Source organism: Pseudomonas sp. PS01298 (genome assembly GCF_029959745.1).
GTDB lineage: Bacteria > Pseudomonadota > Gammaproteobacteria > Pseudomonadales > Pseudomonadaceae > Aquipseudomonas > Aquipseudomonas aylmerensis.
This window is the reverse complement of the sequence record NZ_JASCPP010000025.1, coordinates 1-24,646: the sequence shown is the minus strand read 5'-3', so window position 1 is coordinate 24,646 and position 24,646 is coordinate 1. Positions and strand designations below refer to the sequence as shown.

At 62.3% G+C, this 24,646-nt stretch carries 18 protein-coding genes and 1 other RNA gene; 9 read left to right on the top strand and 10 right to left on the bottom strand.

Annotated features, from left to right (window positions below):
• Positions 1-11 precede the first annotated feature (11 nt).
• A complete protein-coding gene (dnaX, locus tag QMX97_RS11750; RefSeq protein WP_282396986.1) occupies positions 12-2,072 on the bottom strand; it encodes a DNA polymerase III subunit gamma/tau in 2,061 nt (686 codons plus the stop codon).
• A gap of 133 nt (positions 2,073-2,205) precedes the next feature.
• Here dnaX and QMX97_RS11745 point away from each other — a divergent pair, with 133 nt between their 5' ends.
• Together QMX97_RS11745 and QMX97_RS11740 are read left to right on the top strand one after the other, a co-directional pair.
• Entirely contained in the window at positions 2,206-2,973 is a 768-nt protein-coding gene (locus tag QMX97_RS11745) for a transporter substrate-binding domain-containing protein (protein ID WP_282396985.1), read from the top strand.
• Positions 2,974-3,027: 54 nt separating this feature from the next.
• Positions 3,028-3,399 carry a VOC family protein gene (locus QMX97_RS11740; RefSeq protein WP_065909579.1) on the top strand — a complete coding sequence of 124 codons (372 nt, stop codon included), beginning with the start codon at positions 3,028-3,030 and terminating at the stop codon, positions 3,397-3,399.
• On the opposite strand, the gene QMX97_RS11735 is transcribed toward QMX97_RS11740, so the two are convergent.
• Complete coding sequence (locus QMX97_RS11735; RefSeq protein ID WP_106802976.1) at positions 3,313-4,272, bottom strand: DMT family transporter; 960 nt, start codon at positions 4,270-4,272, stop codon at positions 3,313-3,315. The two genes, QMX97_RS11740 and QMX97_RS11735, sit on opposite strands and share 87 nt — an antisense overlap.
• A gap of 102 nt (positions 4,273-4,374) precedes the next feature.
• Here QMX97_RS11735 and QMX97_RS11730 point away from each other — a divergent pair, with 102 nt between their 5' ends.
• A complete protein-coding gene (locus tag QMX97_RS11730) occupies positions 4,375-5,238 on the top strand; it encodes a LysR substrate-binding domain-containing protein (RefSeq protein WP_065909572.1) in 864 nt (287 codons plus the stop codon).
• Positions 5,239-5,299: 61 nt separating this feature from the next.
• Entirely contained in the window at positions 5,300-6,202 is a 903-nt protein-coding gene (locus QMX97_RS11725; RefSeq protein ID WP_282396984.1) for a DUF2167 domain-containing protein, read from the top strand.
• A 56-nt stretch (positions 6,203-6,258) separates the two neighbouring features.
• Here QMX97_RS11725 and QMX97_RS11720 read toward each other — a convergent pair whose 3' ends face one another.
• Together QMX97_RS11720 and QMX97_RS11715 are read right to left on the bottom strand one after the other, a co-directional pair.
• Positions 6,259-6,846 carry a hypothetical protein gene (locus QMX97_RS11720; protein WP_282396983.1) on the bottom strand — a complete coding sequence of 196 codons (588 nt, stop codon included), beginning with the start codon at positions 6,844-6,846 and terminating at the stop codon, positions 6,259-6,261.
• A 1-nt stretch (position 6,847) separates the two neighbouring features.
• Positions 6,848-7,894: an N-acetylmuramidase family protein gene (locus tag QMX97_RS11715; protein ID WP_282396982.1), complete on the bottom strand. Its 1,047-nt coding sequence runs from the start codon at positions 7,892-7,894 to the stop codon at positions 6,848-6,850.
• Between the two features lie 258 nt (positions 7,895-8,152).
• On the opposite strand from QMX97_RS11715, the gene QMX97_RS11710 reads away from it, so the two are divergent.
• Complete coding sequence (locus tag QMX97_RS11710) at positions 8,153-8,710, top strand: hypothetical protein (RefSeq protein ID WP_282396981.1); 558 nt, start codon at positions 8,153-8,155, stop codon at positions 8,708-8,710.
• Positions 8,711-8,796: 86 nt separating this feature from the next.
• On the opposite strand, the gene ffs is transcribed toward QMX97_RS11710, so the two are convergent.
• The 6 genes from ffs to QMX97_RS11680 form a co-directional block, all read right to left on the bottom strand.
• Positions 8,797-8,893: signal recognition particle sRNA small type (gene ffs, locus QMX97_RS11705), an RNA gene on the bottom strand.
• Between the two features lie 142 nt (positions 8,894-9,035).
• Positions 9,036-10,199, bottom strand: a complete 1,164-nt coding sequence (locus tag QMX97_RS11700) for a putative zinc-binding metallopeptidase (RefSeq protein WP_282396980.1) — start codon at positions 10,197-10,199, stop codon at positions 9,036-9,038.
• Positions 10,200-10,350: 151 nt separating this feature from the next.
• Positions 10,351-12,720, bottom strand: coding sequence for an NAD-dependent DNA ligase LigA (gene ligA, locus QMX97_RS11695; protein WP_120449445.1), 2,370 nt, complete (start codon positions 12,718-12,720; stop codon positions 10,351-10,353).
• An 87-nt stretch (positions 12,721-12,807) separates the two neighbouring features.
• Positions 12,808-13,671 carry a cell division protein ZipA gene (gene zipA, locus QMX97_RS11690; RefSeq protein ID WP_065909559.1) on the bottom strand — a complete coding sequence of 288 codons (864 nt, stop codon included), beginning with the start codon at positions 13,669-13,671 and terminating at the stop codon, positions 12,808-12,810.
• Positions 13,672-13,977: 306 nt separating this feature from the next.
• Positions 13,978-17,466 carry a chromosome segregation protein SMC gene (gene smc / locus QMX97_RS11685; RefSeq protein WP_282396979.1) on the bottom strand — a complete coding sequence of 1,163 codons (3,489 nt, stop codon included), beginning with the start codon at positions 17,464-17,466 and terminating at the stop codon, positions 13,978-13,980.
• A 2-nt stretch (positions 17,467-17,468) separates the two neighbouring features.
• Positions 17,469-18,128 carry a GntR family transcriptional regulator gene (locus tag QMX97_RS11680; RefSeq protein WP_065909555.1) on the bottom strand — a complete coding sequence of 220 codons (660 nt, stop codon included), beginning with the start codon at positions 18,126-18,128 and terminating at the stop codon, positions 17,469-17,471.
• 280 nt (positions 18,129-18,408) lie between these two features.
• On the opposite strand from QMX97_RS11680, the gene xdhA reads away from it, so the two are divergent.
• From xdhA to guaD, 4 genes are all read left to right on the top strand, one after another.
• A complete protein-coding gene (gene xdhA, locus QMX97_RS11675; RefSeq protein WP_065909554.1) occupies positions 18,409-19,857 on the top strand; it encodes a xanthine dehydrogenase small subunit in 1,449 nt (482 codons plus the stop codon).
• Entirely contained in the window at positions 19,850-22,249 is a 2,400-nt protein-coding gene (xdhB, locus tag QMX97_RS11670) for a xanthine dehydrogenase molybdopterin binding subunit (protein ID WP_282396978.1), read from the top strand. The genes xdhA and xdhB overlap by 8 nt, the downstream gene beginning before the upstream one ends.
• A gap of 123 nt (positions 22,250-22,372) precedes the next feature.
• The gene (gene xdhC / locus QMX97_RS11665; RefSeq protein ID WP_065909550.1) at positions 22,373-23,230 is read left to right on the top strand and encodes a xanthine dehydrogenase accessory protein XdhC; all 858 of its coding nucleotides are present in this window, start codon (positions 22,373-22,375) and stop codon (positions 23,228-23,230) included.
• A gap of 7 nt (positions 23,231-23,237) precedes the next feature.
• Positions 23,238-24,542 (top strand): guanine deaminase, encoded by a 1,305-nt coding sequence (gene guaD, locus QMX97_RS11660; RefSeq protein WP_106805611.1) that lies wholly within the window; start codon positions 23,238-23,240, stop codon positions 24,540-24,542.
• Positions 24,543-24,646 lie beyond the last annotated feature (104 nt).

Below are 24,646 nucleotides of genomic sequence, written 5' to 3'. Positions count from 1 at the left end.
GTAGCCCGGTATCAGGACGCCTGGGGCACCGGGGCTTCGACAGGTTCAATTGTATCGTGGCGAACGACGGCGCCGAACTGTTGCATCATTTGCTGGATGAGCGGATCAGCCTGGATCGAGTCCTCGGCTTCGCGCTGGCGGTTGATGCGCCGGCGGGTCGCGGCCTGGGCCGGAGTTTCCTGCTCAGGCTTGATTAGCTCGATGGCGACGGTCAGCGTGCGCTCATGGTACTGGTTCAGGGCATCGTTGAGGCGACGTTGCTGAGTCGCGTTGAACAGGGCGCTGTGGGCCGGGTCCAGGTGCAACAGCCAGTGGTCGCCCTCGATGGAAATCAGGGTGCAGTTGGCGGCAATACTGCCGGTCATGCCGGAGATCGGCAACTTCGGGAACAGCTCCAGCCATTGCAGGGCCAGGCCGGTGGCAGGCGCCGCAGCAGGCTCGGCCTCGGGCTCCGGGGCCGGCTCGGCGGTGTGCTCGCTGGCCAGGTCGTCCAGGTAGCTGTAGGCCGAATCCATGTCCGGCTCGATGTAGTCTTCGTCCAGCGGCGGCTCGTCATCCAGGTCGATCCCTGGAACGGCGGCCTCGACCTGAGCGACGGTCGGTTCCGGCACAGGCGCGGCGACCCACTCCGGCGCATCCGGCACCACGCTGTCAGGGGTCGGCGTGGGCATCGGCGTCAGTTCCGGCTGCTCGCCGGCCGTTTCCAGCACGGGCTCCACCGCAGGCTGCAGTTCGGGCTCGACTTCAGGCTCTACCGGGTCATTCCAGGGCAGGTCGACAACAGGCGCAGGCTCGGGCTCGGGCTCGGCCACCGGAGGCGGCGTGACCACCGGCGCTGCCACCACGGGCGCAGGCTCAGGCGCCGGCGCAACAGGTGCAGCAACCACTGGCGCAACCACCGCCGCGCCAGCCACTGGTTTGGCGGAATCAACTGTGGCCTGGCTGATCCCCACTGGCTTTAGCGGCTGTCTCGGTGCGTCCGCCGAGTCAGCGGGCCGGAAGGCCAGCATTCGCAGCATGACCATCTCGAAGCCACCTCGCGGGTCCGGCGCCAGCGGCAGGTCGCGGCGCCCGATCAGGCCCATCTGGTAGTAGAACTGCACGTCTTCGGCCGGCAGCGCCTGGGCCAGGGCCAACACGCGGTCGCGGTCGCCATGGCCGTTGTCGACACCTTCCGGCAACGCCTGGGCGATGGCGACGCGGTGCAGCACATTGAGGATTTCCGAGAGCACGCCGTTCCAGTCCGGGCCTTGCTCCGACAAGTGGCGCACGGCTTCGAGCAACGCCTTGGCGTCGCCTTCGATCAGCGCGTGCAGCACGTCGAACACTTGGCCGTGGTCCAGGGTACCGAGCATGGCGCGCACATCGGCAGCCATGACCTTGCCTTCACCAAAGGCGATGGCCTGGTCGGTGAGGCTCATGGCGTCGCGCATCGAACCGTCCGCCGCACGGCCGAGCAGCCACAGGGCGTCGTCTTCGAACGGCACGTTCTCGACGCCCAGCACGTGGGTCAGATGCTCGACCACGCGCTCGGGGGTCATGTTTTTCAGGGAGAACTGCAGGCACCGCGACAGAATCGTTGCAGGGAGTTTCTGCGGATCGGTGGTGGCCAGGATGAACTTGACGTAGGGCGGTGGCTCTTCCAGCGTCTTCAACAGGGCGTTGAAAGAGTGGCTGGAAAGCATGTGCACTTCGTCGATCAGGTAGACCTTGAAACGACCACGGCTCGGCGCGTACTGCACGTTGTCGAGCAGCTCGCGGGTGTCTTCGACCTTGGTGCGGCTCGCGGCGTCGATCTCGATCAGGTCGACAAAACGCCCTTCGTCGATTTCCCGGCACACCGAACACGTGCCACAGGGCGTGGAAGTGATACCGGTTTCACAGTTCAGGCATTTGGCGATGATGCGCGCAATGGTGGTCTTGCCCACCCCGCGAGTACCGGTGAACAGGTAGGCGTGGTGCAGCCGTTGGCTGTCCAAGGCATTGATCAGAGCCTTGAGCACATGGGTCTGGCCGACCATTTCGCGGAACGAGCGCGGACGCCATTTACGTGCAAGAACCTGATAACTCATCGAAAACCGTCGCAACTGGGAAGCGGGAGCCGGTAATGCTAGCGGAGCAAGGGGGAAATTGCATCCGGCACGCTCGTCTAATCTGACTAAGCTCTGCTGATTGGCCCCGAAAAGGCCTGAACCCGGAGAGTCTATGCGCGTAGTCCTGGGCGCTTTATGGATGATTGCCTCGGCCAGCCTGGCGGCGCCCGCACCGCTGCGCTTCTCGGTTTCCGACAGCTGGGCGATGCCCATGGTGCAACTGGAGGACGGCCGGCCCACCCAGGGGATTTTGTATGACTTGATGTTGAGCCTGGCCACCCAGGTCGGTCGACCGGCGCAGTTCCACGTGCTGGCACGGGCGCGTATCTCGGCGGCCATGGAACACGGCGAGATCGACGTGCGCTGTTATGTCACCCAGGCCTGGTTCGACAACCTGTCCGGTGATTACACCTGGAGCATCCCGCTGATGGTGCAGCGCAACCTGCTGGTCAGCACCCAAGTGCCCGCGCAACCGGTCCATGTGAAGCAGTTGCCGGCGCAATCGATCGGCACGGTGCTCAACTATCGCTACGCCACGCTCGACCCGCTGTTTGCCAGCGGCCAACTCACCCGCGACGATGCGCGCAGCGAAGAACAGGTGCTGCACAAACTGGTGGCCGGGCGCTTCAAGTTTGCGGTGATCAACGAATGGATTCTCGACCGTTTCAACCAGCGCATGCCGATCGGCCAAAAGCTGCACAAGGTCGCGGTGATCGATGAGCAGAACCTCGGCTGCACCGTGCGCAATGACCCGAACGTGCCGGTGCAGCGCATCCTGCGCACGCTGCTGCGGATGAAGATGTCGGGCGAGATCGATGACATCATCCAGCTGTACACCGGGGAAGGCGCGCAGCCCCTGCACACTCCTGACAGGAACTGACAGTACCGCCTTATAGACTGGCCCCACTCAAACGCCCGTCCTCAAGGAGCCAGCATGCACACCGTCGCTCATTATTTCCTGCTGTACGTCGACAGCCCGGCCACCAGCGCCAACTTCTATAGCCGCCTGCTGGACCAGCCGCCGGTGGAGCTCAACCCGACGTTTGCCCTGTTCATTCTGGGCAATGGCGTGAAACTCGGGCTGTGGTCGCGTCATACCGTGGCGCCGGCAGCGCAGTTGACCGGCGGCGGTGGTGAAGTGGGCTTCTCGCTGCCCGACACCGGCGCCGTGGACGCGTTGCACGACGTGTGGGTCGAACGTGGCGCGACGATCATTCAATCACCGACCGCCGTGGATTTCGGCTACACCTTTGTCGCCCAGGACCTCGACGGCCACCGCCTGCGTGCGTTCAGCCTGAACGACTGAGCGCCAGCGCCCTTCCAGGCTGATGGCCGCGACACTGGCCAGCACGATCACCGCGCCGAGCATCACTTGCACGGCAATGTGCTCGCCCAGCAGCGTCGCGGCCATCACCATGGCGACCGGTGGAATCAGGTACATCGCCACCGACGCACGGCTGACCTCGACATGCTTCAACACGTAGCCCCAGGCCAGGTAGGCCAGGGCGCTGGGGAAGATACCCAGGACCAGCACCGCCAGGTTTTCCGCCAACGGTGCCTGCGCCACGGCGGCGGGCAGGCCCGGCAGGTTCACGCAGAGCATCAGCGTGCCGGCCCACACCATGTAGCACGCCATGGTCAGCGGGCTGTAGCGGTGGGCATAGTGTTTCTGGATGGCGAAATACACGCTCCACGACACCGCCGCGAGCAGTATCAGCAAGCCTCGCGGGTCGATATCGCTCACGCCCTGGTCACCCCAGATCACCACCAGCACGCCGAGCAATCCCAACAAGACGCAGCTCCAACGCCACAGGCTGACCCGTTCCTTGAGGCAGACAAACGCGATCAGCACACTGAACAATGGCGCCGACTGCGCCAGCACACTGGAGGCTGCCGCCGTCACCCATTGCTGCCCATAATTGAGGCTGGTGTGGTGCAGGAACACCCCGAAGAACCCCAGCACCAGCAACCACGGCACATCCCGCAGGCGCGGCCGGCCGATGCCCAGCACCAGGGCTACAGCGCCCATGAACACCGAGGCAATCAAGAACCGCAGCAATGCCAATTGGCCGGGGCTGTAGCTGTGCAGCCCCATGTGCACGCCAATCGGCGAATAGGCCCAACAGAGGATGACGCTGGCGATGACTAGCGTAAGCTTTACGGGTGACGGGGTATTCATCGACGGCATCCAGGAACTGAGAAGGAATGCCGTCAGTCTTGGCCCGGCCAAGGCGCAGGACAATTAACCGTTTCTGACTTCTGAAATCACTGGAACTGAGCGATGGAACTGGCCCAACTGAAAATGGTGCGAGCCGTGGCGCAAACCGGCAGCGTGGCCCAGGCCGCCCTGCAATTGCACTGCGTGCCGTCCAATATCACCACGCGCATCAAGCAACTGGAGAGCGAGCTGGGCACCCCGCTGTTCATCCGCGCCGGGCGCGGGCTGGCGATCAGCGCGGCCGGTGAGATCTTCCTCGATTACTGCGAGCGCATCCTCGCCCTGGTGGATGAATCCAAACGCGCCGTGGACGCGAATGCCATCCCGCGTGGGACCTTGCGGATCGGGGCGGTGGAGTCCAGCGCCAGCGGCCGCTTGCCGCCGCTGCTGGCGGAATATCATCGACGCTACCCGGAGGTCAGCCTGGAACTGGTGACCGGTGCCTGGGGCCAGCTGCTCGATGACCTGCAGCACCACCGCCTGGACGTGGCACTGGTGGCCTCGGGCAATAAACGCGCGAAGCTGGAACACAGCGTGGTCTACAGCGAGCGCCTGGTGCTGATCGCCAGTGCCTCCAGCGCCCCCATCCAGAGTGCCCAGGACCTGGCCGGGCGCACCTTGCTGGTCTGGCCACCCGGCTGCCCCTACCGCGCGGCACTCGAAAACTGGGTCAAGCCCCATGACTTCAAGCCGACCATCGCCAGTTACGCCAGCTGGGGCACGATCATCGGCTGCGTCAGCGCCGGGATTGGCGTGGCACTCGCGCCCGAAGGCATCCTGGCCCGCTATGAGCAGGCCAACCAGTTGGCGTCGTACCGATTCGAGGAACTGCAGGCCGTGGACAACCTGCTGTTCTGGCATAAGGACACCCAGCGGCACCTGGCACGGGACGCCTTCGCCGGGCTGCTGCGCGAGACGTTTGGCTAACCCGTAGCAGCTATTTCGTATTATCCTTCCGCGAAATTAATTCAAAATGTAAGGGACTACCATGAATTACTTCCGCCTGTTACTGGCGGCGGCCGCCCTGAGCCTGCCTGTCGCCCCCGCTTTCGCAGCCGCCCCACCTGCCCCCGTAGAAGCCAGCGCCCCCGCGGAAACGGCTGAGCACTTTCTTGCATCACTCAAGCAGAAGACCGGCACCATCAGCCTGCCCAGCGGCATCGCCACGCTCAAGCTCAACGACGAGTTCTACTACCTCGACCCGGCTGACACCGAGCGTCTGCTGACCGATGGCTGGGGCAACCCACCGGGCTTCAAGACCCTGGGCATGATCGTGCCGAAAGCCGTCAGCCCGCTGTCGGAGCGCGGCTGGGGCGTGATCGTCAGCTACAAGGCCGACGGGCACATTTCCGACGAGGATGCGGCGAAAATCGACTACGCCGACCTGCTCAAGCAAATGCAGGAAGAAGACGAAGCCGAGAACCAGGAACGCCAGAAACAAGGCTACGCGGGCCTGCACCTGCTGGGCTGGGCCGAGCCGCCGCGCTACGACGACACCACCCACAAGATGTACTGGGCCCGCGAACTGAAGGCCGACGACGCCGAGCAAACCACCCTCAACTACAGCATCCGTGTGCTGGGCCGTGAAGGCGTGCTGGAACTCAACGCCGTCGCCGCGATGGCCGACCTGTCCACGATCAAGCAGGAAATGCCCAAGGTCCTGGCCTTCACCAACTTCACCGACGGCAACCTCTACACCGACTTCAACCCGAAAACCGACAAGCTGGCCACTTACGGCCTCGCGGCTTTGGTAGCCGGCGGGATTGCCGCCAAGGCCGGCTTGTTCGCCAAGATCGGCATCTTCCTGCTGGCGGCGAAGAAGTTTCTGGTGATCGGCGTCCTGGCGCTGCTCGCCGGGGTGCGCAAGTTGTTCAACCGCAACAAGGCCTGAACCCCGGACACAAAAACGCCGCTGCGTGCCAGGCACGCAGCGGCGTTCGGGAGGTCTCAGCGCGGCGGCGCGAGACGGCTGTATTGGCCCTGGCTGATCCAGCCGCTGAACGAACGGTCCTGGGCATTGATGAACTCGACCTGGGCCCAGCCATCCTTGACAGCCAGCACGCCCACCACATCACCCTTGACGATATACGGGCGCTTGGCGGCCTTGGCGCCAGGGGTTTTCTGCAAATACGCCTTGTCGGCGGCCACCGTGACCAGGCCGATCCAGTTTTTGCTGGCGGTCCGGGTCAGCTCCAGGCCGGTGGCAATCTCCGGCATCAGCACGTTCATGCAGCCGGGATGCTGGCGGCCCTGCTCCACCGTCAGGATAACGCCGTCGGACGACGGGGCCACGCTGCCGGGGTAGGCTTCGTCGTGCCAGGTGGTCAGTGCGCCGGGCTGGCCTTGCAGGTAAAACGCGCAACTACGGGTCACGCCCTCGCCCAGTTCCTCGGCGTAGAAACCTTCGACTTGATGGTCAGGCGTCACTGCCAACATCAGGCCCTCGTACTTGCCCGAATGCAACGCAGGGGTGCCAGCAAACGCAGGGGCAACCGCGCACAATGACAACACGCCGACAGCAAGAAAACGGATCATCTTATTTCTTCCTTTCAAATTCTTCGTAGGCTTTTTTCATAAGGACGTCATAGTTGCCGTAGTCCTCGCCGTTATAGTTGTAGGCCATGGCGGTAAAATCCTTGGCCTTCATTGCCTTCATCAGCGCCGGGCTCTTGCTGCAAAAACTCAAGTACGCTTTAAGTTGGTTACCGGCATTCACCTTTAATGCCGCGACGAATTCAAACACGGTCTTGTAACCGCACGATCCGAAGTTGAAGCCCATGACCTGAAACATCCCCCAGGATGCCGACATCAACGCCGCTTCCTGATCGAGGGCGAAGGCGGTCGCCATGGTTTCCCAGGCCTTGACCTGGTCCTTGTTGTTGACCTGCCACTGCGGCCCGGCTTTTCTCTTGTAGCGGTAAGACAGCAGCGGGTGCGCCTGGTCGTAGATATGATTGGTGTACTTGCGAAAGTGGTGCCCTTCGAAGGCGATGATCGGCAACTTGGCCGGCCCGAACCCAAAGCGCCCGCCAGACTCGATGGTCGCGAAAGCCTTGATCACATTCACCGAAATACCGTTGCCCAACTGCGTGGCGGCGTTCTGGAAGTCTGTATCGCTGAGCGTCATGCCCCCGTCGCACGTGGCCTGCATAATCAGTTGGCGGTTACGCCGCTCGGCCTCGATCGTCGCGCGAACGCGGTCCAGGTACACATTGACCGTCGCCTGCACGGCATCGCCCTGGTTATTGCCGAACGCATTCAAGAAGCTGGGGATGCGCAGGGTCGGGAAGGCTTTGACCGGCACCTTCACCGCCTCTTCGATCAGACTGTTGAAGGTCCGGCCGGTGGGGTCGATCACGCCATCGGGGTGGGCATATTTAAGGTGGCGAAACTGATACTGGCTGATGCACTGCACCAACTGGCCGTCACACTTGCCGTTTTCGGCCAGTGGAAAGCCCATCTTGGGAATGATCAAATTGAATAGATACTGGATGCACTGAACATCGGCGGGCAAGTTACGGGCTTTACCGGGAGCACCTACCGAAGCACTGATAAGACGGGGCAACCCTTGCAGGCTTTTCATCACAGACATCCTTGTGAGTTAAAGAAGTGATAGCACTTCAATATCATTGCGTGCTCTTGTCATAATCTGAAACAAGTAGCCGGCGCAAACTAGCAAGGTGGTTTTGGGTTGTCCAGAGTGAGTATTAAAACCTGTGAAAGAGCCCTCACCAGGGTGCCGTTAAACCGTGCAATGACCATTAAGCGAGGTATTTGCCGGCGCATTCGGCTACTGTCACGGGCGCATGAGGCTCGTACCTGAAAACATTCAAGGATTGAAATGAAAGCCACCCTGCTTATCGTGTCGTTCGTAGCCCTGCTGGCCGGCTGCGCTTCCACACCGACGCCCGACCTGTCACGCCCCTCCATCGCCGACACGCAGTCGGTGCAGTTCGCCGGCAAGACGTTTGTACTCAAATTCCGCAAACCGGGGCTGTGGGAGTTTTTCCCGCCGCAGGAAAGCGTCGATGCCTGGAGTGAAATGCTCGACTTCACCGTCGTCCCACGCGATCAGAACCGCTTCGAGCCGCTCGACCTGGGCAAACGCACCGTGCAACTCCACCAGCAGGAAAACCCGAACATGCCGGCGATCCTGACGACGGACAACAGGACCGGGGTCTTGTACCTGATGCTGTTCTTCCCCAAGTCACTGCGCAAGGATGGGCAGTTCTCTGAAATCAGCTTCTTCAAGTACTACAAGGACAGCGCCACCGACCAGATCATCATCTTTCACTTCGCCCGGAATATTCCCACACCGGATGACCCGGTAGAGAGCACGCAAAAGATGGGCGCGGAATTGGTGCCGACGTTCAAGGCCTTTCCACTGTATCGGCCATAAAGCGCGCAGCAGACATCGATTCGCCAATGGCGATTGGAACTGAAAGGATTTTTGAGGGGTGTTGCGCAAGAGCGTTATGGAGGCAACCCCACCAGCCACACCCCGGCACACAATGTTCCCGCTGTGGCTGCTGCCTTCCGGCTCTGACCAGGTTCACGGGTAATCGTTGCGGGGGGACCGATGGGGTCACCATAACGACGCTCGCCTCTCGGCAAGCCGCGCCATTGTACCGATCTCATCGGAAGTTACAACCGTTGGTGCCGGATTAAAAATATTCGATGGTTCAAGCACTTGTGTCCGCCCGCAGGAGCTGGCTTGCCGGCGCCTACAGGATCACCGCGTCGTCAGCGCGGCCGCCCTCTTCCTGGATGACCAGGTGAATGAAGTGCAGCTTGGCGATCACCGCAGGGGGTAGCACGAAGGGATAGAAATCCGGCTGCCCCATGCTGCGCGACAGTTCGTTGAGCATGCCGGCCAGTTCGATCCAGGCGTTGACGAACGACAGGAACGCAACACCGCCGGGATGCTCGGGGTCGTACAGGGTGGAGAGCGGGAATGGCTGGTAATCCAGGTCCATCTCGCGGGCGCTCATGCCGAAGCCCAAGGCGGTGTCGACGGCGTCCATCATGTGCAGGTAGTGAGCCCAGGTTTCGGCCCAGTCTTCCCAGGGATGCATGGTGGCGTAGGCACTGACGCAGGTTTGCTGCCAGTCGGGGCGTGGGCCGTTCTGGTAGTGCTGGTCGAGGGCATCCGCGTAACTGGCGCGTTCGTCGCCGAACAGTTGGCGAAAAGACTCCAGCCAGTGGCTATTAGCGATCAGGCGATCCCAATAATAATGGCCGACCTCGTGGCGAAAATGGCCGAGCAAGGTGCGATACGGTTCACGCATCTGCACGCGGATTTTCTCGCGATGGGCGTCGTCGGCTTCCTTGATGTCGAGGGTGATCAGGCCGTTGGCATGGCCGGTCATCGGCGCATTGCCTTCCAGGTCGATGCCGACGAAGTCGAAGGCCAGGCCGTTGTCCTCATCCTCACTCTTGGGCACCACGCGCAGGCCGAGGCTGATCAATTGCGCCACCAGGCGGCGCTTGGCGGTCTCGACCTTGCGCCAGCGCTCGGGATTTTCCGCGATGGAAAGGTCGGGGATGGTGCGGTTGAGGCTGCAGGCCACGCACAGTGGCGCGGTGCTGTGAGCAGGGATCAGCCAGTTGCAGGCAGCCGGCGTGTCGAGGTTGGCGCAGCGGCGGAAGGCGCCGGCGTCAAGGTTGTCATCCTGCAGCCACGTGCCGGCGACGGGGCCGGGTTGCAGGGAGGACAAGCGGCTTTGCTGCGGCTGGTAGCCGAGCACGGCCTGGCAGGCCAGGCACTGGCTGTTGCGAAAGAACAGCGATTGCCCGCAACGGCATTGCCACACCTTGCTATCGCGCGATGAGCCCGGCATGAACGGCGCGGCGATGCGCGAACTGAGTTGCTCGAAGTAGCGGAACATGGCGGTCTCTCCCTGGGTGACGAAGACTAGATCAATTCGCGCCGAAGAACGTTCCGAAAATATAACCATATCCTGTGGGAGCCCGGCTGCCGGCGATGGCGCACGTGAAGGCGCTACCGCCGGCAAGCCGGGCTCCTGCAGTGGAGAGGTGTCAGTCGACAGTGATGTTGTGCTTGGCCAGGAAGGCTACAAAGGCCTCTTCGTCCAGGACCTTCAAGCCAAGCTCGCTGGCCTTGGCCAGTTTCGATCCGGCGCCCGGCCCTGCCACCACGCAGTGGGTTTTCGCCGACACGGACCCGGCGACCTTGGCGCCCAGGCTTTCGAGCTTGTCCTTGGCCACGTCACGGCTCATCAGCTCCAGGGAGCCGGTGAGCACCCAGGTGTGCCCGGCTTCAGGCAAGCCTTCGACCACCTTTTTCTCGCTCTGCCAGTGCATGCCGAAGTCCTTGAGCTGCTGCTCGATGGCCAGGGCGCGGTTGGCGTTGTCTTCGTTGTCGAAGAACTCGCGCACCGCCTTGGCCTGCTTCTCGGGCAGCGCCTGGCGCATGTCGAGCCAGTCGGCCTTGATCACGCCTTCGAGGCTGCCGAACTTGTCCGCGAGTTTCTGCGCGGCGCCCGGGCCCACACTCGGCACATGCAGCTTGTCGAGCAGACCACCCAGCGTGGTGCTGGCGGCGAACTCGGCGCTCAGCTCGCCCTGATCCTGCAGTTGCAGGCCGCATTCATCCGGCGACAGCAGCGCGCCGATCACGTCCTGGTTGTGGCTGTCCTCGAAGAAGCTGTGGATCTCGTGCGCCACTTCCAGGCCGACGTCCGGCAAGTACGTCAGCACTTCCGGCAAGGCCTTCTGCACCCGCTCAAGGGACGCCAGCGAGCGTGCCAGCACCTTGGCGGTCTCCTCGCCCACGTCGGGAATGCCCAGCGCGTAGATAAAGCGCGCCAGGGTCGGCGACTTGCTGTTTTCGATAGCAGTGATCAGCTTCTTGCTGGAGATATCGGCGAAGCCTTCCAGGTCGATGATCTGCTCGTATTTGAGCTTGTAGAGGTCGGCCGGCGAACCGATGAGTTTTTCATCCACCAATTGCTCGATGGTCTTGTCGCCCAGACCGTCGATGTCCATGGCGCGGCGCGAGACAAAATGGATAATCGCCTGCTTGAGCTGCGCCCCACAGGCCAGGCGCCCGACGCAGCGGTATACCGCGCCTTCGCTGACGGTTTCCTTGCCCTTGCTGCGCTTGACCAGCTGCGTGCGCTCCACATGCGAGCCACACACCGGGCAACTCTCGGGGATCTGCACCGCGCGGGCGTTTTCCGGGCGACGCTCGGGCACCACCGAGACCACCTGCGGAATCACGTCACCGGCGCGGCGGATGATCACTGTGTCACCGATCATCAGGCCCAGGCGCGCAACCTCGTCCATGTTGTGCAGAGTGGCGTTCGACACAGTGACGCCCGCAACCTTGACCGGTTTCAAGCGCGCCACCGGGGTCACGGCGCCGGTGCGGCCGACCTGGAATTCCACATCGAGCAACTCGGTCAGCTCTTCCATGGCCGGGAATTTATGCGCGATCGCCCAACGCGGCTCACGCGCGCGAAAGCCCAGTTCACGCTGGGCAGCAATGCTGTTGACCTTGAACACCACGCCGTCGATTTCATACGCCAGGCTGTTACGCCGCTCACCAATGTCGTGGTAGTACGCCAGGCATTCCTGGATACCCTTGGCCAGTTTCAACTCATGGCTGATGGGCATGCCCCATTTCTGCAACTGCTTGAGGTTGCCGATATGGGTGTCGCTGATATCCGCCGTCACCTGGCCAATGCCATAGCAGCAGAATTCCAGCGGGCGGCTGGCGGTGATCTTCGAGTCCAGCTGGCGCAGGCTGCCGGCTGCGGCGTTGCGCGGGTTGGCGAAAGTCTTGCCGCCGACTTCCAGCTGCGAGGCATTGAGCCGTTCGAAACCGGCCTTGGACATGAACACTTCACCGCGCACTTCGAGCGTCGCCGGCCAGCCGCTGCCGTGCAGTTTCAGCGGGATATTGCGCACGGTGCGCACGTTGACGCTGATGTCCTCGCCGGTCGTACCGTCGCCGCGCGTGGCGCCGCGCACCAACTCGCCATCCTGGTACAGCAGGCTGACCGCCAGCCCGTCCAGCTTCGGCTCGCAGCTGTACTCCACCGCCGCGCCGCCCCCAAACAGATCGCCCACCGGCAGGTCGAGCCCTTCGGTGACCCGCCGATCGAATTCGAGCATGGTGGTTTCATCGAAGGCGTTGCCCAGGCTGAGCATCGGAATTTCGTGGCGCACCTGGGTAAAGGCCGAGAGTGCCGCGCTGCCGACCCGCTGCGTCGGTGAATCACGCGTGACCAGCTCCGGGTGCTCGGCCTCCAGGGCCTTGAGTTCGTGGAACAGCCGGTCGTATTCGGCGTCCGGAATGCTCGGCTCGTCGAGGACGTGGTAGCGGTAGTTGTGCTGATCCAGTTCAGCGCGCAGTTCGAGGATGCGGGTAGGGGCGGCGGTCATGGGTGTTCTCTCAGAAAGCAAAAGAGCAGCCGAAGCTGCTCAATATGTTAGTGCGCTTATTCTACTGACAACGCTGAGGACCAATCCTCAGCGTTTCTGTGTCAGTGCACGACGCTCGAACTCGACGATGCGCTGACGGTAGTGTTCGATGGTCTGGGCGGTCAGGACGCTGCGCTGGTCGTCCTTGAGCTCGCCGTTGAGTTCCTGGGACAGCTTGCGGGCGGCGGCCACCATCACATCGAACGCCTGTTTGGGGTGACGCGGACCCGGCAGGCCGAGGAAGAAGCTCACGGCCGGCGTGCTGAACAGGTCGATATCATCCAGATCGAAAGTGCCCGGCTTGACCGCATTGGCCATGGAGAACAGCACTTCGCCGTTGCCGGCCATGCTTTCGTGACGGTGGAAGATGTCCATCTCGCCGAAACGCAGGCCGCTTTCGAGGATGTTCTGCAGCAGCGCCGGCCCCTTGAAGCCAGCGGCGTCGCGGCAGATAACACTGATCACCAGCACTTCTTCGGCGGCCGGCTGATCGTTGACCGATTGGCGCGGGGCATTCTTGCCGACGTTTTCGTCCGGGAAGTCGTCGTCGCGACTGCTGAAGCTCGGGCCTTCGTCCACATCCAGGTTGAGGTCGCCCTGATGTGGCTCGGCCACGGCAGGGTTGGCGCGCTTGCCACGCTTGGAGGACGGCTCGCGGGCTTCACGCACCGGCGCGCTCATCGACGGCAAGTCATGCTCGTCCAGTTGCGGTTCTTTATGGGTATCCAGCACACGGGGCGGCCCCAGCAGCTCGGCGCCGCCGTCGTCGTCGGGCAAGTTGGACAGGTTGCGGTCCAGACGGAATTTGAGCTTGCCCTTGCCACCGCGCATGCGGCGCCAGCCATCAAAAAGAATACCGGCAATGACAATAATGCCGATGACGATCAGCCACTCGCGCAGACCGATTTCCATGTAATCCCGTGCCTCTAATAAAAAATGCTGAAAAATAAGGGGTTTAGCACCGTGCAAACCGCTTTAAAACGTGGCGCCAACTCTATGTTCTGACTGACGTTTTGCCCACGCATACGAAAAATTGACATTAAACTAGCACGACCAAAGATAACTTTACACAGTTGGCGCGAAATGTGTCGATTTGCCATCTTTCGACACGCTGATCGACCTCTTACACCCGCCGCCAACTGTGAGCTACAAGCTGCACGCTATAAGCCTCAAGCCTCAAGTACTTGCCGCCAGCCGCTGACAACTAGCAACTCGCCGCTAGGCGTCCACCATCGCCATCGCCTCTTCCACATCCACCGCGACCAATCGCGAACAACCGGGTTCGTGCATCGTCACGCCCATCAACTGATCGGCCATTTCCATGGCGATCTTGTTGTGGGTGATATAGATGAACTGCACCGTCTGGGACATTTCCTTGACCAGTCGTGCGTAACGTCCAACGTTAGCGTCATCCAGCGGGGCGTCAACTTCATCGAGCATGCAGAACGGCGCCGGATTCAACTTGAAGATGGCAAATACCAGGGCCAATGCGGTCAGGGCTTTCTCGCCGCCGGACAACAAATGGATGGTGCTGTTCTTCTTGCCCGGTGGCCGCGCCATGATCGTTACCCCTGTATCGAGTAGATCTTCGCCCGTCAGTTCCAAGTAAGCGCTGCCACCACCGAAAACTTTCGGGAATAACGCCTGTAAACCGCCATTAATCTGATCAAAGGTATCTTTGAAGCGATTACGGGTTTCCTTGTCGATCTTGCGGATCACGTTTTCCAGAGTGTCCAGGGCTTCGACCAGGTCGGCATCCTGGGCATCCAGATAACGTTTGCGCTCGGACTGTTGCTGGTACTCGTCGATGGCCGCGAGGTTGATCGCGCCGAGTCGCTGGATACGCGCGGCAATGCGTTCAAGTTCCTCTTCGGCTTCTTTTTCGTTGGCCTGGGCGGTCAGGGTGTTGAGCACGCCGTGCAGGTCGTAGCCGTCTTCGAGCAATTGGTCTTGCAGGGTCTTGCGGCGCACGGTCAGGGCTTGCCATTCCATGCGCTGTTGTTCGAGTTGGCCGCGAATCAGCTGGGATTGCTGCTCGGCCTGGGTCCGGCGCTTTTCGGCGTCGCGCAGTTCGCGGTCGGCGTCTTCGAGGGCGATCTGCGCGGTCTTGAGCTCTTCGTCGACGGTCATGCGCTTGTCGAGCAACTCTTCCAGCTTGAGCCGCAACTCTTCCAGCGGCGCTTCGCCCTCTTCGAGGTTGAGGCTCAGTTGCTCGCGCTTTTCGGTGAGGCGTTCGGACTGCATCTCCAGGCGCTCAAGGGCCTGGGCCGTCGACGCGTGCTGGGCGCGCAGCGAGCCGAGGCGCACCGCCAATTGATGCGCGTGATCTTTGTGCTGCCGGGCTTCCTGGCGGACGCGGTCGAGGCGCTCGCGCAGGCTGTCGCGCTGGGCCAGCAGCAGTTCGCGCTGCTCGGTGTCCAGCGCCATGCTGTCGAGGGCTTCCTGCAGTTGCAGGCGCGCTTCGCCGATCTGTTCGTGTTCGAGGGCGCGCTGCTCGCCCATCTCGGCGACTTCTTCGTCAAGACGGGTGCGGCGCAGAGTCAGTTGTTCGACCTTGGCCTTGCTCGCCGACAGCTGGGCTTTCAATTCGCCCTGCTGGCGCGCTTCGTCCTGCAACAGCCGGCGCAGGTGTTCGCGGCCGGTCTCTTGCTGGCGCTGGGTGGCGCGCAGGGTTTGCAGTTCGGTCTCGAGGCTTTCCAGGGTGGCCTCGCGCTCTTCCCGCTCGGCGATCAGGTTGACGATTTCCTGGCCACGGGCCAATACGCCGCTTTCCGCTTCACTGGCGCGGCGCACACGCAGAAAATGCCGGCCAACCCAATAGCCGTCGCGGCTGATCAGGCTTTCGCCGGCCGCCAGTTGACCGCGCTGCGCCAAGGCCTGCTCAAGGGATTCAACCGGCTTGACCTGCCCCAGCCACGGCGACAGATCAATCGCCGCCTCGACCTTATCCAGCAAACTGCCTGGCACCCGTTTGCCATCGGCGGCGGGGCTGAGCAGGCGCAGGTCACCCTGGGCAAACCCGGCCAGGTCGAAACCGCCAAAATCATCCACCAGCACCGCCTGCAGGTCGGCACCGAGCACGGTTTCCACCGCCAGCTCCCAACCGGCTTCGACCTTCAAGCCTTCGGCCAGGCGCGGGCGCTCGGCCAGATGCTGGTCGCGCAGCCATTCGGCGGTGCCGGTGCCTGGGTCCAGCGCGGCCTGCTGCAAGGCTTCGAGCGAGGCGAGCCGGCCGTTGAGCCGCTGCAAATCGCCCTGGGCCTGCTGCTGGGCCTGGGTCGCCTGTTGCAGTTGCTGACGCAATTGCTCCAGGCGCTCCACTTGTTGTTCTTCGCTGGCTTCCAGCTCCTCGAGGGTCATCTCGCTTTCGGCGAGTTGTTCGCTGAGCTCCATGATCGCCGCGTCTTCCGGATCAGCGGCGAGCAGCACGCGCTCTTCCTGCAGGCGACGCTGGCGCTCGGCCAGGCGCTCCATGCTGGTTTCCAGCTGCTGGATACGCGACTGCTGCACCTCTGCCTGGCGGCGTGGCTCGGCGGATTGCAGGTTGAACGTGTCCCACTGCTCCTGCCAGCCGTGCATGGTGGTTTCGGAGTCTTCCAGCGCGGCGGCAGCTTCTTCGGCGGCGGCGTTGGTGATTTCCTGCTCGGGGGTGAGCATGTCCAGCTCTTCGCCGAGGGTCAGCAGCAACGTGCGGTCATGACCCAGGTGCGATTCGGTTTCCAGGCGCGCGCGTTCGGCTTCCTTCAGATCGTCCTGCAACTGGCGCAGACGCTGCTGGCCGTGCTGGATGCTCTGCTCGACGCGTGCAATGTCGCCACCCACCGAGTAGAAGCGCCCCTGCACCAGATTGAAGCGCTCGGACAGGTCATGGTGGCCATCACGCAGGCGCTCGATGCTCGCATCGGCATTGCGCTGCTCGGCCACCAGCGCTTCGAAGCTGATTTCCTGGGTGCCGATGATCGCTTCGCGCTGGCCGACCTGATCATTCAGCGCCTGCCAGCGCAGGGCCGAGAGTTGCGCCTTGAGCTGACGCTCCTCGCCCTTGTATTCCTGATACTTCTCGGCCGCCTGGGCCTGGCGGTGCAGGCGCTCCAACTGGCGCTCCAGCTCTTCGCGCAGGTCGGTCAGGCGGGCGAGGTTTTCGTGGGTGCGGCGAATGCGGTTTTCGGTCTCGCGGCGGCGCTCCTTGTACTTGGAGATGCCGGCCGCCTCTTCGATAAAGTTGCGCAGGTCTTCGGGCTTGGCTTCGATCAGCTTGGAAATCATGCCCTGCTCGATGATCGAGTAGCTGCGCGGGCCCAGGCCGGTGCCGAGGAAGATGTCGGTAATGTCGCGGCGACGGCACTTGGTGCCGTTGAGGAAGTAGCTGTTCTGGCTGTCGCGCGTCACTTTGCGGCGGATCGAGATTTCCGCGTAGGCCGCGTACTCGCCGATCAGGGTGCCATCGGAGTTATCGAACACCAGTTCGATGCTGGCCTGGCTCACCGGCTTGCGGCTGGTGGAGCCGTTGAAGATGACGTCGGTCATCGACTCGCCACGCAGGTTCTTGGCCGAGCTCTCGCCCATCACCCAGCGTACGGCGTCGATGATGTTCGACTTGCCGCAGCCATTGGGCCCGACCACCGCCGCCATGTTACTGGGGAAGTTCACCGTGGTCGGGTCGACGAAGGATTTGAACCCCGCCAGTTTGATGCACTTGAGCCGCACGCTTAGGCGTCCGCCAACGCAGCGATGACCAACGAGCAACTGCGCTGGCCGTAGGCAGACAGCACCAGGCGAATCTGCGCCAGGTCACGGGCGAGCACGGCGGCGAGCAGTTGCTCGAACAGCACGAGGTATTCACTCATGGAGGCCTTGCGTTGATCCAGCGCCAGGTAATAGGCGCGGTTCATCGCCGGTTGCAGGTTCTCGACGGTTTCCTGCAGATACGGGTTGTTGGCAAAGGGGTACGCGGCGCGCATCACGTTGAAGCTTTCTTCGACGAATGCGCGAATGTCCTGGCGCTCGAAGCTGGAGATCAGGCGTTGCTGGATCTGCAGGAACGGCGCCATGTCGGCCTGCACCTGCCAGCCCTGGGCCACTGCATTGCCGAGCAGGATGTACAGCTCGCCCATCAGTGTGCACAGGCTCTGGACCTTGTGTGCAGTGAGTTCGGTGACGTGGGCGCCCCGGCGCGGCAGGATCGCGATCAGGTGGCGACGCTCGAGGATCAGCAGGGCTTCACGCACGGAACCACGGCTGACATTGAGTGCCAGCGTGACTTTCTGTTCCTGGATCCGTTCCCCAGGCTTGAGATCGCCGCGAATGATACGTTCGGCGAGGTGGTGAGCGATTTGCTCGGCGAGACTGTCCGGCGCCTTGAACGTCATGTTTTCCCTTCAAAATCTTCTATCGGTACAAGCGCGGCAGTGTAGCGCAAATGCTGGCTGATGGCGCTGGGCCCACAAGCGCGAATTTGGCACGAAATAAGCAGCGCTGAAAAGGCAAAAGCCCCATAAAACGCCGGTTTCAGAAGACTGGACCATAATTGAAAGTGTTGTGATCGCAATTTCTTGACCTTCTGGTCAGAAAATCGTTGACCGAAAAGTCAGACATGACTAGATTCGGCGCAAAGCGGTTAACAACAATAATGAGTCTGCGAGGCCTTCCGTGATCCAGTTTTTACTTAACCAGGAACTCCGTAGCGAGCACGCCCTGGACCCCAACCTGACCGTGCTCAACTACTTGCGTGAGCACCTGGGCAAATCCGGCACCAAGGAAGGCTGCGCCAGCGGCGACTGCGGTGCGTGCACGGTGGTGGTCGGCGAGTTGCACCGCGATGCCCAGGGTGCCGAGCAGATCCGCTATCGCAGCCTCAACTCGTGCCTGACCTTTGTCTCGTCGCTGCACGGCAAACAACTGATCAGCGTCGAAGACCTCAAGCATCAAGGCCAACTGCACAGCGTGCAAAAAGCCATGGTGGAGTGCCACGGTTCGCAATGCGGCTTTTGCACCCCGGGCTTTGTGATGTCGCTGTTCGCGCTGCAAAAAAACAGCGACGCGCCCGACAGCCAGAAAGCCCATGAAGCGCTGGCCGGCAATCTGTGCCGCTGCACCGGCTATCGGCCGATTCTGGCCGCCGCCGAACAGGCCTGCTGCAACAAGCCGGTGGACCAGTTCGACAGCCGCCAGGCCGAGACCATCGCCCGCCTCAAAGCCATCGCGCCGACGCAGACCGGCGAACTCAACAGTGGCGACAAACGCTGCCTGGTGCCCCTGACCGTCGCCGACCTGGCCGACCTCTACGACGCCTACCCGCAAGCCCGCCTGCTGGCCGGCGGCACCGACCTGGCGCTGGAAGTCACGCAGTTCCACCGCACGCTGCCGGTGATGATCTACGTTGGCAACATCGAAGAAATGAAGCGCATCGAAGACTTCGACGATCGCCTTGAAATCGGCGCCGCCACCGCCCTCTCCGACTGCTACACCGCGCTGCACCACGAATACCCGGATTTCGGCGACCTGCTGCACCGCTTCGCCTCGTTGCAGATCCGCAACCAGGGCACCCTCGGCGGCAATATCGGCAACGCCTCGCCAATTGGTGATTCGCCGCCGCTGCTGATCGCGCTGGGCGCGCAGATCGTGTTGTGCAAAGGCGATGTGCGCCGCACGCTGGCGCTGGAAGATTATTTCATCGACTACCGCGTCACCGCCCGCCAGGACAGTGAGTTCATCGAGAAAATCATCGTGCCCAAGGGCCACGCACTGTTTCGCGCGTACAAGGTGTCCAAGCGCCTGGACGATGATATTTCCGCCGTCTGCGCCGCCTTCAATCTGAAGATCGACAACGGCGTGATCAGCGAGGCACGTGCCGCCTTCGGGGGCATGGCCGCCACGCCCAAACGCGCGAAAAGCTGCGAAGCCGCGTTGGTCGGCGCGACCTGGAATGCCGCCACGGTGGAGAAAGCCTGCGCCGCCCTGGCCGAGGATTTCACCCCGCTGTCGGACTTTCGCGCCAGCAAGGAATACCGCCTGCTCAGCGCCCAGAACCTGCTGCGCAAATACTTTATCGAACTGCAAACGCCGCATATCGAGACTCGGGTGACCGCTTATGTCTAACCATCACGTCGTGGTCAAAACCCAGGCCGAACTCGCCGAGCTGTTTGCCCAGGACCTCACCTCCGGGGTCGGCCGCAGCGTCAAGCATGACAGCGCCGCCAAGCACGTCAGCGGTGAAGCGCAGTACATCGATGACCGCCTGGAATTCCCCAACCAGTTGCACCTGTATGCGCGCATGTCCGACCGCGCCCACGCCCGCATCGTCAGCATCGATACAGCGCCCTGCTACGCCTTCGACGGCGTGCGCATAGTCATCACCCATGAAGACGTGCCCGGCCTGAAGGACATCGGCCCGCTGATGCCCGGCGACCCGTTGCTGGCCATCGACACCGTGCAGTTCGTCGGCCAGGTGGTACTCGCCGTGGCCGCGCGTGACCTGGAGACCGCCCGCCAGGCGGCGATGGCGGCGGTGATCGAATACGAGGACCTCGAACCGGTGCTGGACGTGGTCGAAGCCTTTCGCAAAAAACATTTCGTGCTCGACAGCCACACCCACCAGCGCGGTGATTCGACGGGCGCCCTGGCGACCGCCAAGAACCGCATCCAGGGCACCCTGCATATCGGCGGCCAGGAACACTTCTACCTGGAAACCCAGATCTCCTCGGTGATGCCCACCGAAGACGGCGGCATGATCGTCTACTGCTCCACGCAGAACCCCACCGAAGTGCAGAAACTGGTGGCCGAAGTACTCGACGTGTCGATGAACAAAATCGTCGTCGACATGCGCCGCATGGGCGGCGGTTTCGGCGGCAAGGAAACCCAGGCCGCCAGCCCGGCATGCCTGTGTGCCGTAGTCGCGCGCCTCACCGGCCAGCCGACCAAGATGCGCCTGCCGCGCGTCGAAGACATGCTGATGACCGGCAAGCGCCACCCGTTCTATATCGAATACGACGTGGGCTTCGACGACAGCGGACGCCTGCACGGGATCAACCTGGAACTGGCAGGTAACTGCGGTTGCTCGCCGGACCTGTCGAACTCGATCGTCGACCGCGCGATGTTCCACGCCGACAACTCGTATTACCTGGGCGATGCCACGGTCAACGGCCATCGCTGCAAGACCAACACCGCGTCCAACACCGCCTATCGCGGTTTCGGCGGTCCGCAAGGGATGGTCGCCATCGAGGAAGTGATGGACGCCATCGCCCGTCACCTGGCGCTGGACCCGCTGGCCGTGCGCAAGGCCAACTACTACGGCAAGACCGAGCGCAACGTCACGCATTACTACCAGACCGTCGAGCACAACATGCTCGAAGAGATGACCGCCGAGCTTGAGGCCAGCAGCCAATACGCCGAGCGCCGCGAAGCGATTCGCCTGTACAACGCCCACAGCCCGATCCTGAAAAAAGGCCTGGCGCTGACCCCGGTCAAGTTCGGTATTTCGTTTACCGCAAGCTTCCTCAACCAGGCCGGTGCGTTGATCCATATCTACACCGACGGCAGCATCCACCTCAACCACGGCGGCACCGAAATGGGCCAGGGCTTGAACACCAAGGTCGCGCAAGTGGTGGCCGAAGTGTTCCAGGTCGAAATCGACCGTGTGCAGATCACCGCCACCAACACCGACAAAGTGCCCAACACCTCGCCGACCGCCGCCTCCAGCGGTGCCGACCTGAACGGCAAGGCCGCGCAGAACGCCGCCGAAACCATCAAGCAACGCCTGGTGGAATTCGCCGCGCGCAAGTACGACGTGAGCGAAGCGGACGTGGAGTTCCACAACGGCCATGTGCGCGTGCGTGACCAGATCCTGACCTTTGAGGCGCTGATCCAACAGGCGTATTTCGCCCAGGTGTCGCTGTCGAGCACCGGCTTCTACAAGACCCCGAAAATCTTCTACGACCGCAGCCAGGCGCGCGGTCGGCCGTTCTACTACTTCGCGTTCGGCGCGGCGTGCTGCGAAGTGATCGTCGACACCCTGACCGGCGAGTACAAGATGCTGCGCACCGACATCCTCCACGACGTGGGCGCCTCGCTGAACCCGGCCATCGACATCGGCCAGGTCGAAGGCGGCTTTATCCAGGGCATGGGCTGGCTGACCATGGAGGAGCTGGTGTGGAACAACAAGGGCAAGCTGATGACCAACGGCCCGGCCAGCTACAAGATCCCGGCCGTCGCCGACATGCCGCTGGACCTGCGCGTGAAACTGGTGGAAAACCGCAAGAACCCGGAAGACACGGTGTTCCATTCCAAGGCCGTGGGCGAGCCGCCGTTCATGCTCGGGATTGCTTCGTGGTGTGCGATCAAGGACGCCGTGGCGAGCCTGGGTGACTATCGCCATCAGCCGCAGATCGATGCGCCGGCGACGCCGGAGCGCGTGTTGTGGGGGTGTGAACAAATGCGCCAACTGACTGCTGCAAAAGCTGTGGAAACGGAAACCGAGCTGGCTTCGCTTTAGACCCAGGCGCTGCCATCGCGGGCAAGCCCGGCTCCCACATGTTGATGTGTGAACCCAAGCAAACGTGGGAGCTGGCTTGCCTGCGATAGCGGTTGGACTGACAACAGAGATGTTGAGGTAATCATGAACTACTGGATCAGCGCCCTCGCCGACCTGCAGAACCGCGGTGAACCCTGCGTACTGGTGACCATCATCGAAGAGCTCGGCTCCACGCCGCGCAATGCCGGCTCGAAGATGGTCATCAGCGCCGCGCAGACCTTCGACACCATCGGCGGCGGCCACCTGGAATACAAGGCGATGCAGATCGCCCGCGACATGCTCGTACGTGGCCAGCAGAACACCCATCTGGAACGCTTCAGTCTGGGTGCAAGCCTCGGCCAGTGCTGCGGTGGCGTGACCGTGCTGCTGTTCGAACCCATGGGCCAGGTGCAGGCGCAGATCGCCGTGTTCGGCGCCGGCCATGTCGGCCGCGCGCTGGTGCCCCTGCTGGCGAGCCTGCCGTGCCGGGTGCGCTGGATCGACTCCCGTGACCAGGAGTTTCCGGAACATATCCCCGAAGGCGTGCGTAAAATCGTCAGCGAAGAGCCGGTCGACGAAATTGCCGACCTGCCGGTGGGCAGTTACTGCATCGTCATGACCCACAATCACGCGCTGGACCTGGAGCTGACTGCCGCCCTGCTCAAGCGCAATGACTTCACCTACTTCGGCCTGATCGGTTCGAAGACCAAACGCGTCAAGTTCGAACACCGCCTGCGTGATCGCGGTTTTGATACCGCGCAACTGCAGCGTATGCATTGCCCGATGGGCCTCACCGAGGTGAAGGGCAAATTGCCAGTGGAGATCGCGATCTCCATCGCCGGCGAGATCATCGCCACCTATAACGCCAATTTCGGCCAGCACACTGCGAGCGCCGAACCCATTGCCAAACTGCTGCCGGCCTCGCGCCGCAGCCAAGCTTTGACTTCTTTTGCCAAGAATTGAGATGACCATGCCTTTGACTCGCAAAGCCTACCGTGCCGCCATTCTGCACAGCCTCGCCGACCCCGCTATCGTTGGGATCGAAGCCTCCTACGAGTATTTCGAGGATGGCCTGCTGGTAATTGAAAACGGCCGGATCAGTGCAGTTGGCCATGCCAGCGACGTGCTGCCGACATTGCCCGCCGATATCGAAATCACCCATTACCAGGACGCGCTGATCACCCCGGGCCTGATCGACACCCATATCCACCTGCCGCAGACCGGCATGGTCGGCGCCTATGGCGAGCAATTGCTCGACTGGCTCAACACCTACACGTTCCCGTGCGAAAGCCAGTTCGCCGACAAGGCCCATGCCGAAGAAGTCGCGGATATTTTTATCAAGGAATTGCTGCGCAACGGCACCACCACCGCGCTGGTGTTCGGCAGTGTGCACCCGCAGTCAGTGAATGCGTTTTTCGAAGCCGCCGAGAAACTCGACCTGCGCATGATCGCCGGCAAGGTGATGATGGACCGCAACGCCCCGGACTACCTGACCGACACCGCCGAGTCCGGTTACCAGGAAAGCAAGGCGCTGATCGAGCGCTGGCATGGCAAGGGCCGTTTGCACTACGCCGTGACGCCACGTTTCGCACCGACCAGTACACCGCAACAGCTGACCCTCGCAGGGCAGTTGCTGAGCGAATACCCGGACCTCTACATGCAGACTCACATCAGTGAGAACAAGCAGGAAATCGAGTGGGTGAAGGCGCTGTTCCCGGAGCGCAACGGCTACCTGGATGTGTACGACCATTACAAATTGCTCGGCGAGCGCTCGGTGTTTGCCCACGGCGTGCACTTGTGTGACGACGAGTGCGCGCGGCTGGCGGAGACGGGCTCGGCGGTCGCGTTCTGCCCGACCTCGAACTTCTTCCTCGGCAGCGGCCTGTTCAACCTGCCGATGGCGGAGAAGCACAACCTGAATGTGGGCCTGGGCACGGACGTGGGCGGCGGCACCAGCTTTTCGCTGCTGCAGACCTTGAACGAAGCGTACAAGGTCATGCAGTTGCAGGGCGCACGCTTGAGCCCGTTCAAGTCGCTGTACCTGGCCACGTTGGGTGGTGCGAAGGCACTGCGCCTGGAAGACAAGATCGGCACGTTGCAGCCCGGCACCGATGCGGATTTCCTGGTGCTGGATTACAACGCCACACCACTGCTGAGCTATCGCCTGAAGCAGGCCCAGAACATTGCCGAGACGTTGTTTGTGCTGATGACGCTGGGGGATGATCGGACGGTTCTACAGACCTACGCGGCTGGCCAGCTCGTGCATCAACGCTGATCCTGACCGCACCGCAAAACAAATGTGGGAGCGGGCTTGCTCGCGAAGGCGGAGTATCAGTCCCTGGATAGGCTGACTGATCCACCGCTTTCGCGAGCAAGCCC

Excerpts from the sequence above, each read along its gene's own strand:
- xdhC (WP_065909550.1), top strand. The coding sequence starts at position 22,373 with ATGAACTACTGGATCAGCGCCCTCGCCGACCTGCAGAACCGCGGTGAA.
- QMX97_RS11700 (WP_282396980.1), bottom strand. The coding sequence starts at position 10,199 with ATGTTCCGCTACTTCGAGCAACTCAGTTCGCGCATCGCCGCGCCGTTC.
- QMX97_RS11740 (WP_065909579.1), top strand. The coding sequence starts at position 3,028 with ATGCACACCGTCGCTCATTATTTCCTGCTGTACGTCGACAGCCCGGCC.
- xdhB (WP_282396978.1), top strand. The coding sequence starts at position 19,850 with ATGTCTAACCATCACGTCGTGGTCAAAACCCAGGCCGAACTCGCCGAG.
- QMX97_RS11735 (WP_106802976.1), bottom strand. The coding sequence starts at position 4,272 with ATGAATACCCCGTCACCCGTAAAGCTTACGCTAGTCATCGCCAGCGTC.
- QMX97_RS11680 (WP_065909555.1), bottom strand. The coding sequence starts at position 18,128 with ATGACGTTCAAGGCGCCGGACAGTCTCGCCGAGCAAATCGCTCACCAC.
- QMX97_RS11710 (WP_282396981.1), top strand. The coding sequence starts at position 8,153 with ATGAAAGCCACCCTGCTTATCGTGTCGTTCGTAGCCCTGCTGGCCGGC.
- guaD (WP_106805611.1), top strand. The coding sequence starts at position 23,238 with ATGCCTTTGACTCGCAAAGCCTACCGTGCCGCCATTCTGCACAGCCTC.
- dnaX (WP_282396986.1), bottom strand. The coding sequence starts at position 2,072 with ATGAGTTATCAGGTTCTTGCACGTAAATGGCGTCCGCGCTCGTTCCGC.
- QMX97_RS11745 (WP_282396985.1), top strand. The coding sequence starts at position 2,206 with ATGCGCGTAGTCCTGGGCGCTTTATGGATGATTGCCTCGGCCAGCCTG.
- ligA (WP_120449445.1), bottom strand. The coding sequence starts at position 12,720 with ATGACCGCCGCCCCTACCCGCATCCTCGAACTGCGCGCTGAACTGGAT.
- QMX97_RS11730 (WP_065909572.1), top strand. The coding sequence starts at position 4,375 with ATGGAACTGGCCCAACTGAAAATGGTGCGAGCCGTGGCGCAAACCGGC.
- zipA (WP_065909559.1), bottom strand. The coding sequence starts at position 13,671 with ATGGAAATCGGTCTGCGCGAGTGGCTGATCGTCATCGGCATTATTGTC.
- QMX97_RS11720 (WP_282396983.1), bottom strand. The coding sequence starts at position 6,846 with ATGATCCGTTTTCTTGCTGTCGGCGTGTTGTCATTGTGCGCGGTTGCC.
- QMX97_RS11715 (WP_282396982.1), bottom strand. The coding sequence starts at position 7,894 with ATGAAAAGCCTGCAAGGGTTGCCCCGTCTTATCAGTGCTTCGGTAGGT.
- QMX97_RS11725 (WP_282396984.1), top strand. The coding sequence starts at position 5,300 with ATGAATTACTTCCGCCTGTTACTGGCGGCGGCCGCCCTGAGCCTGCCT.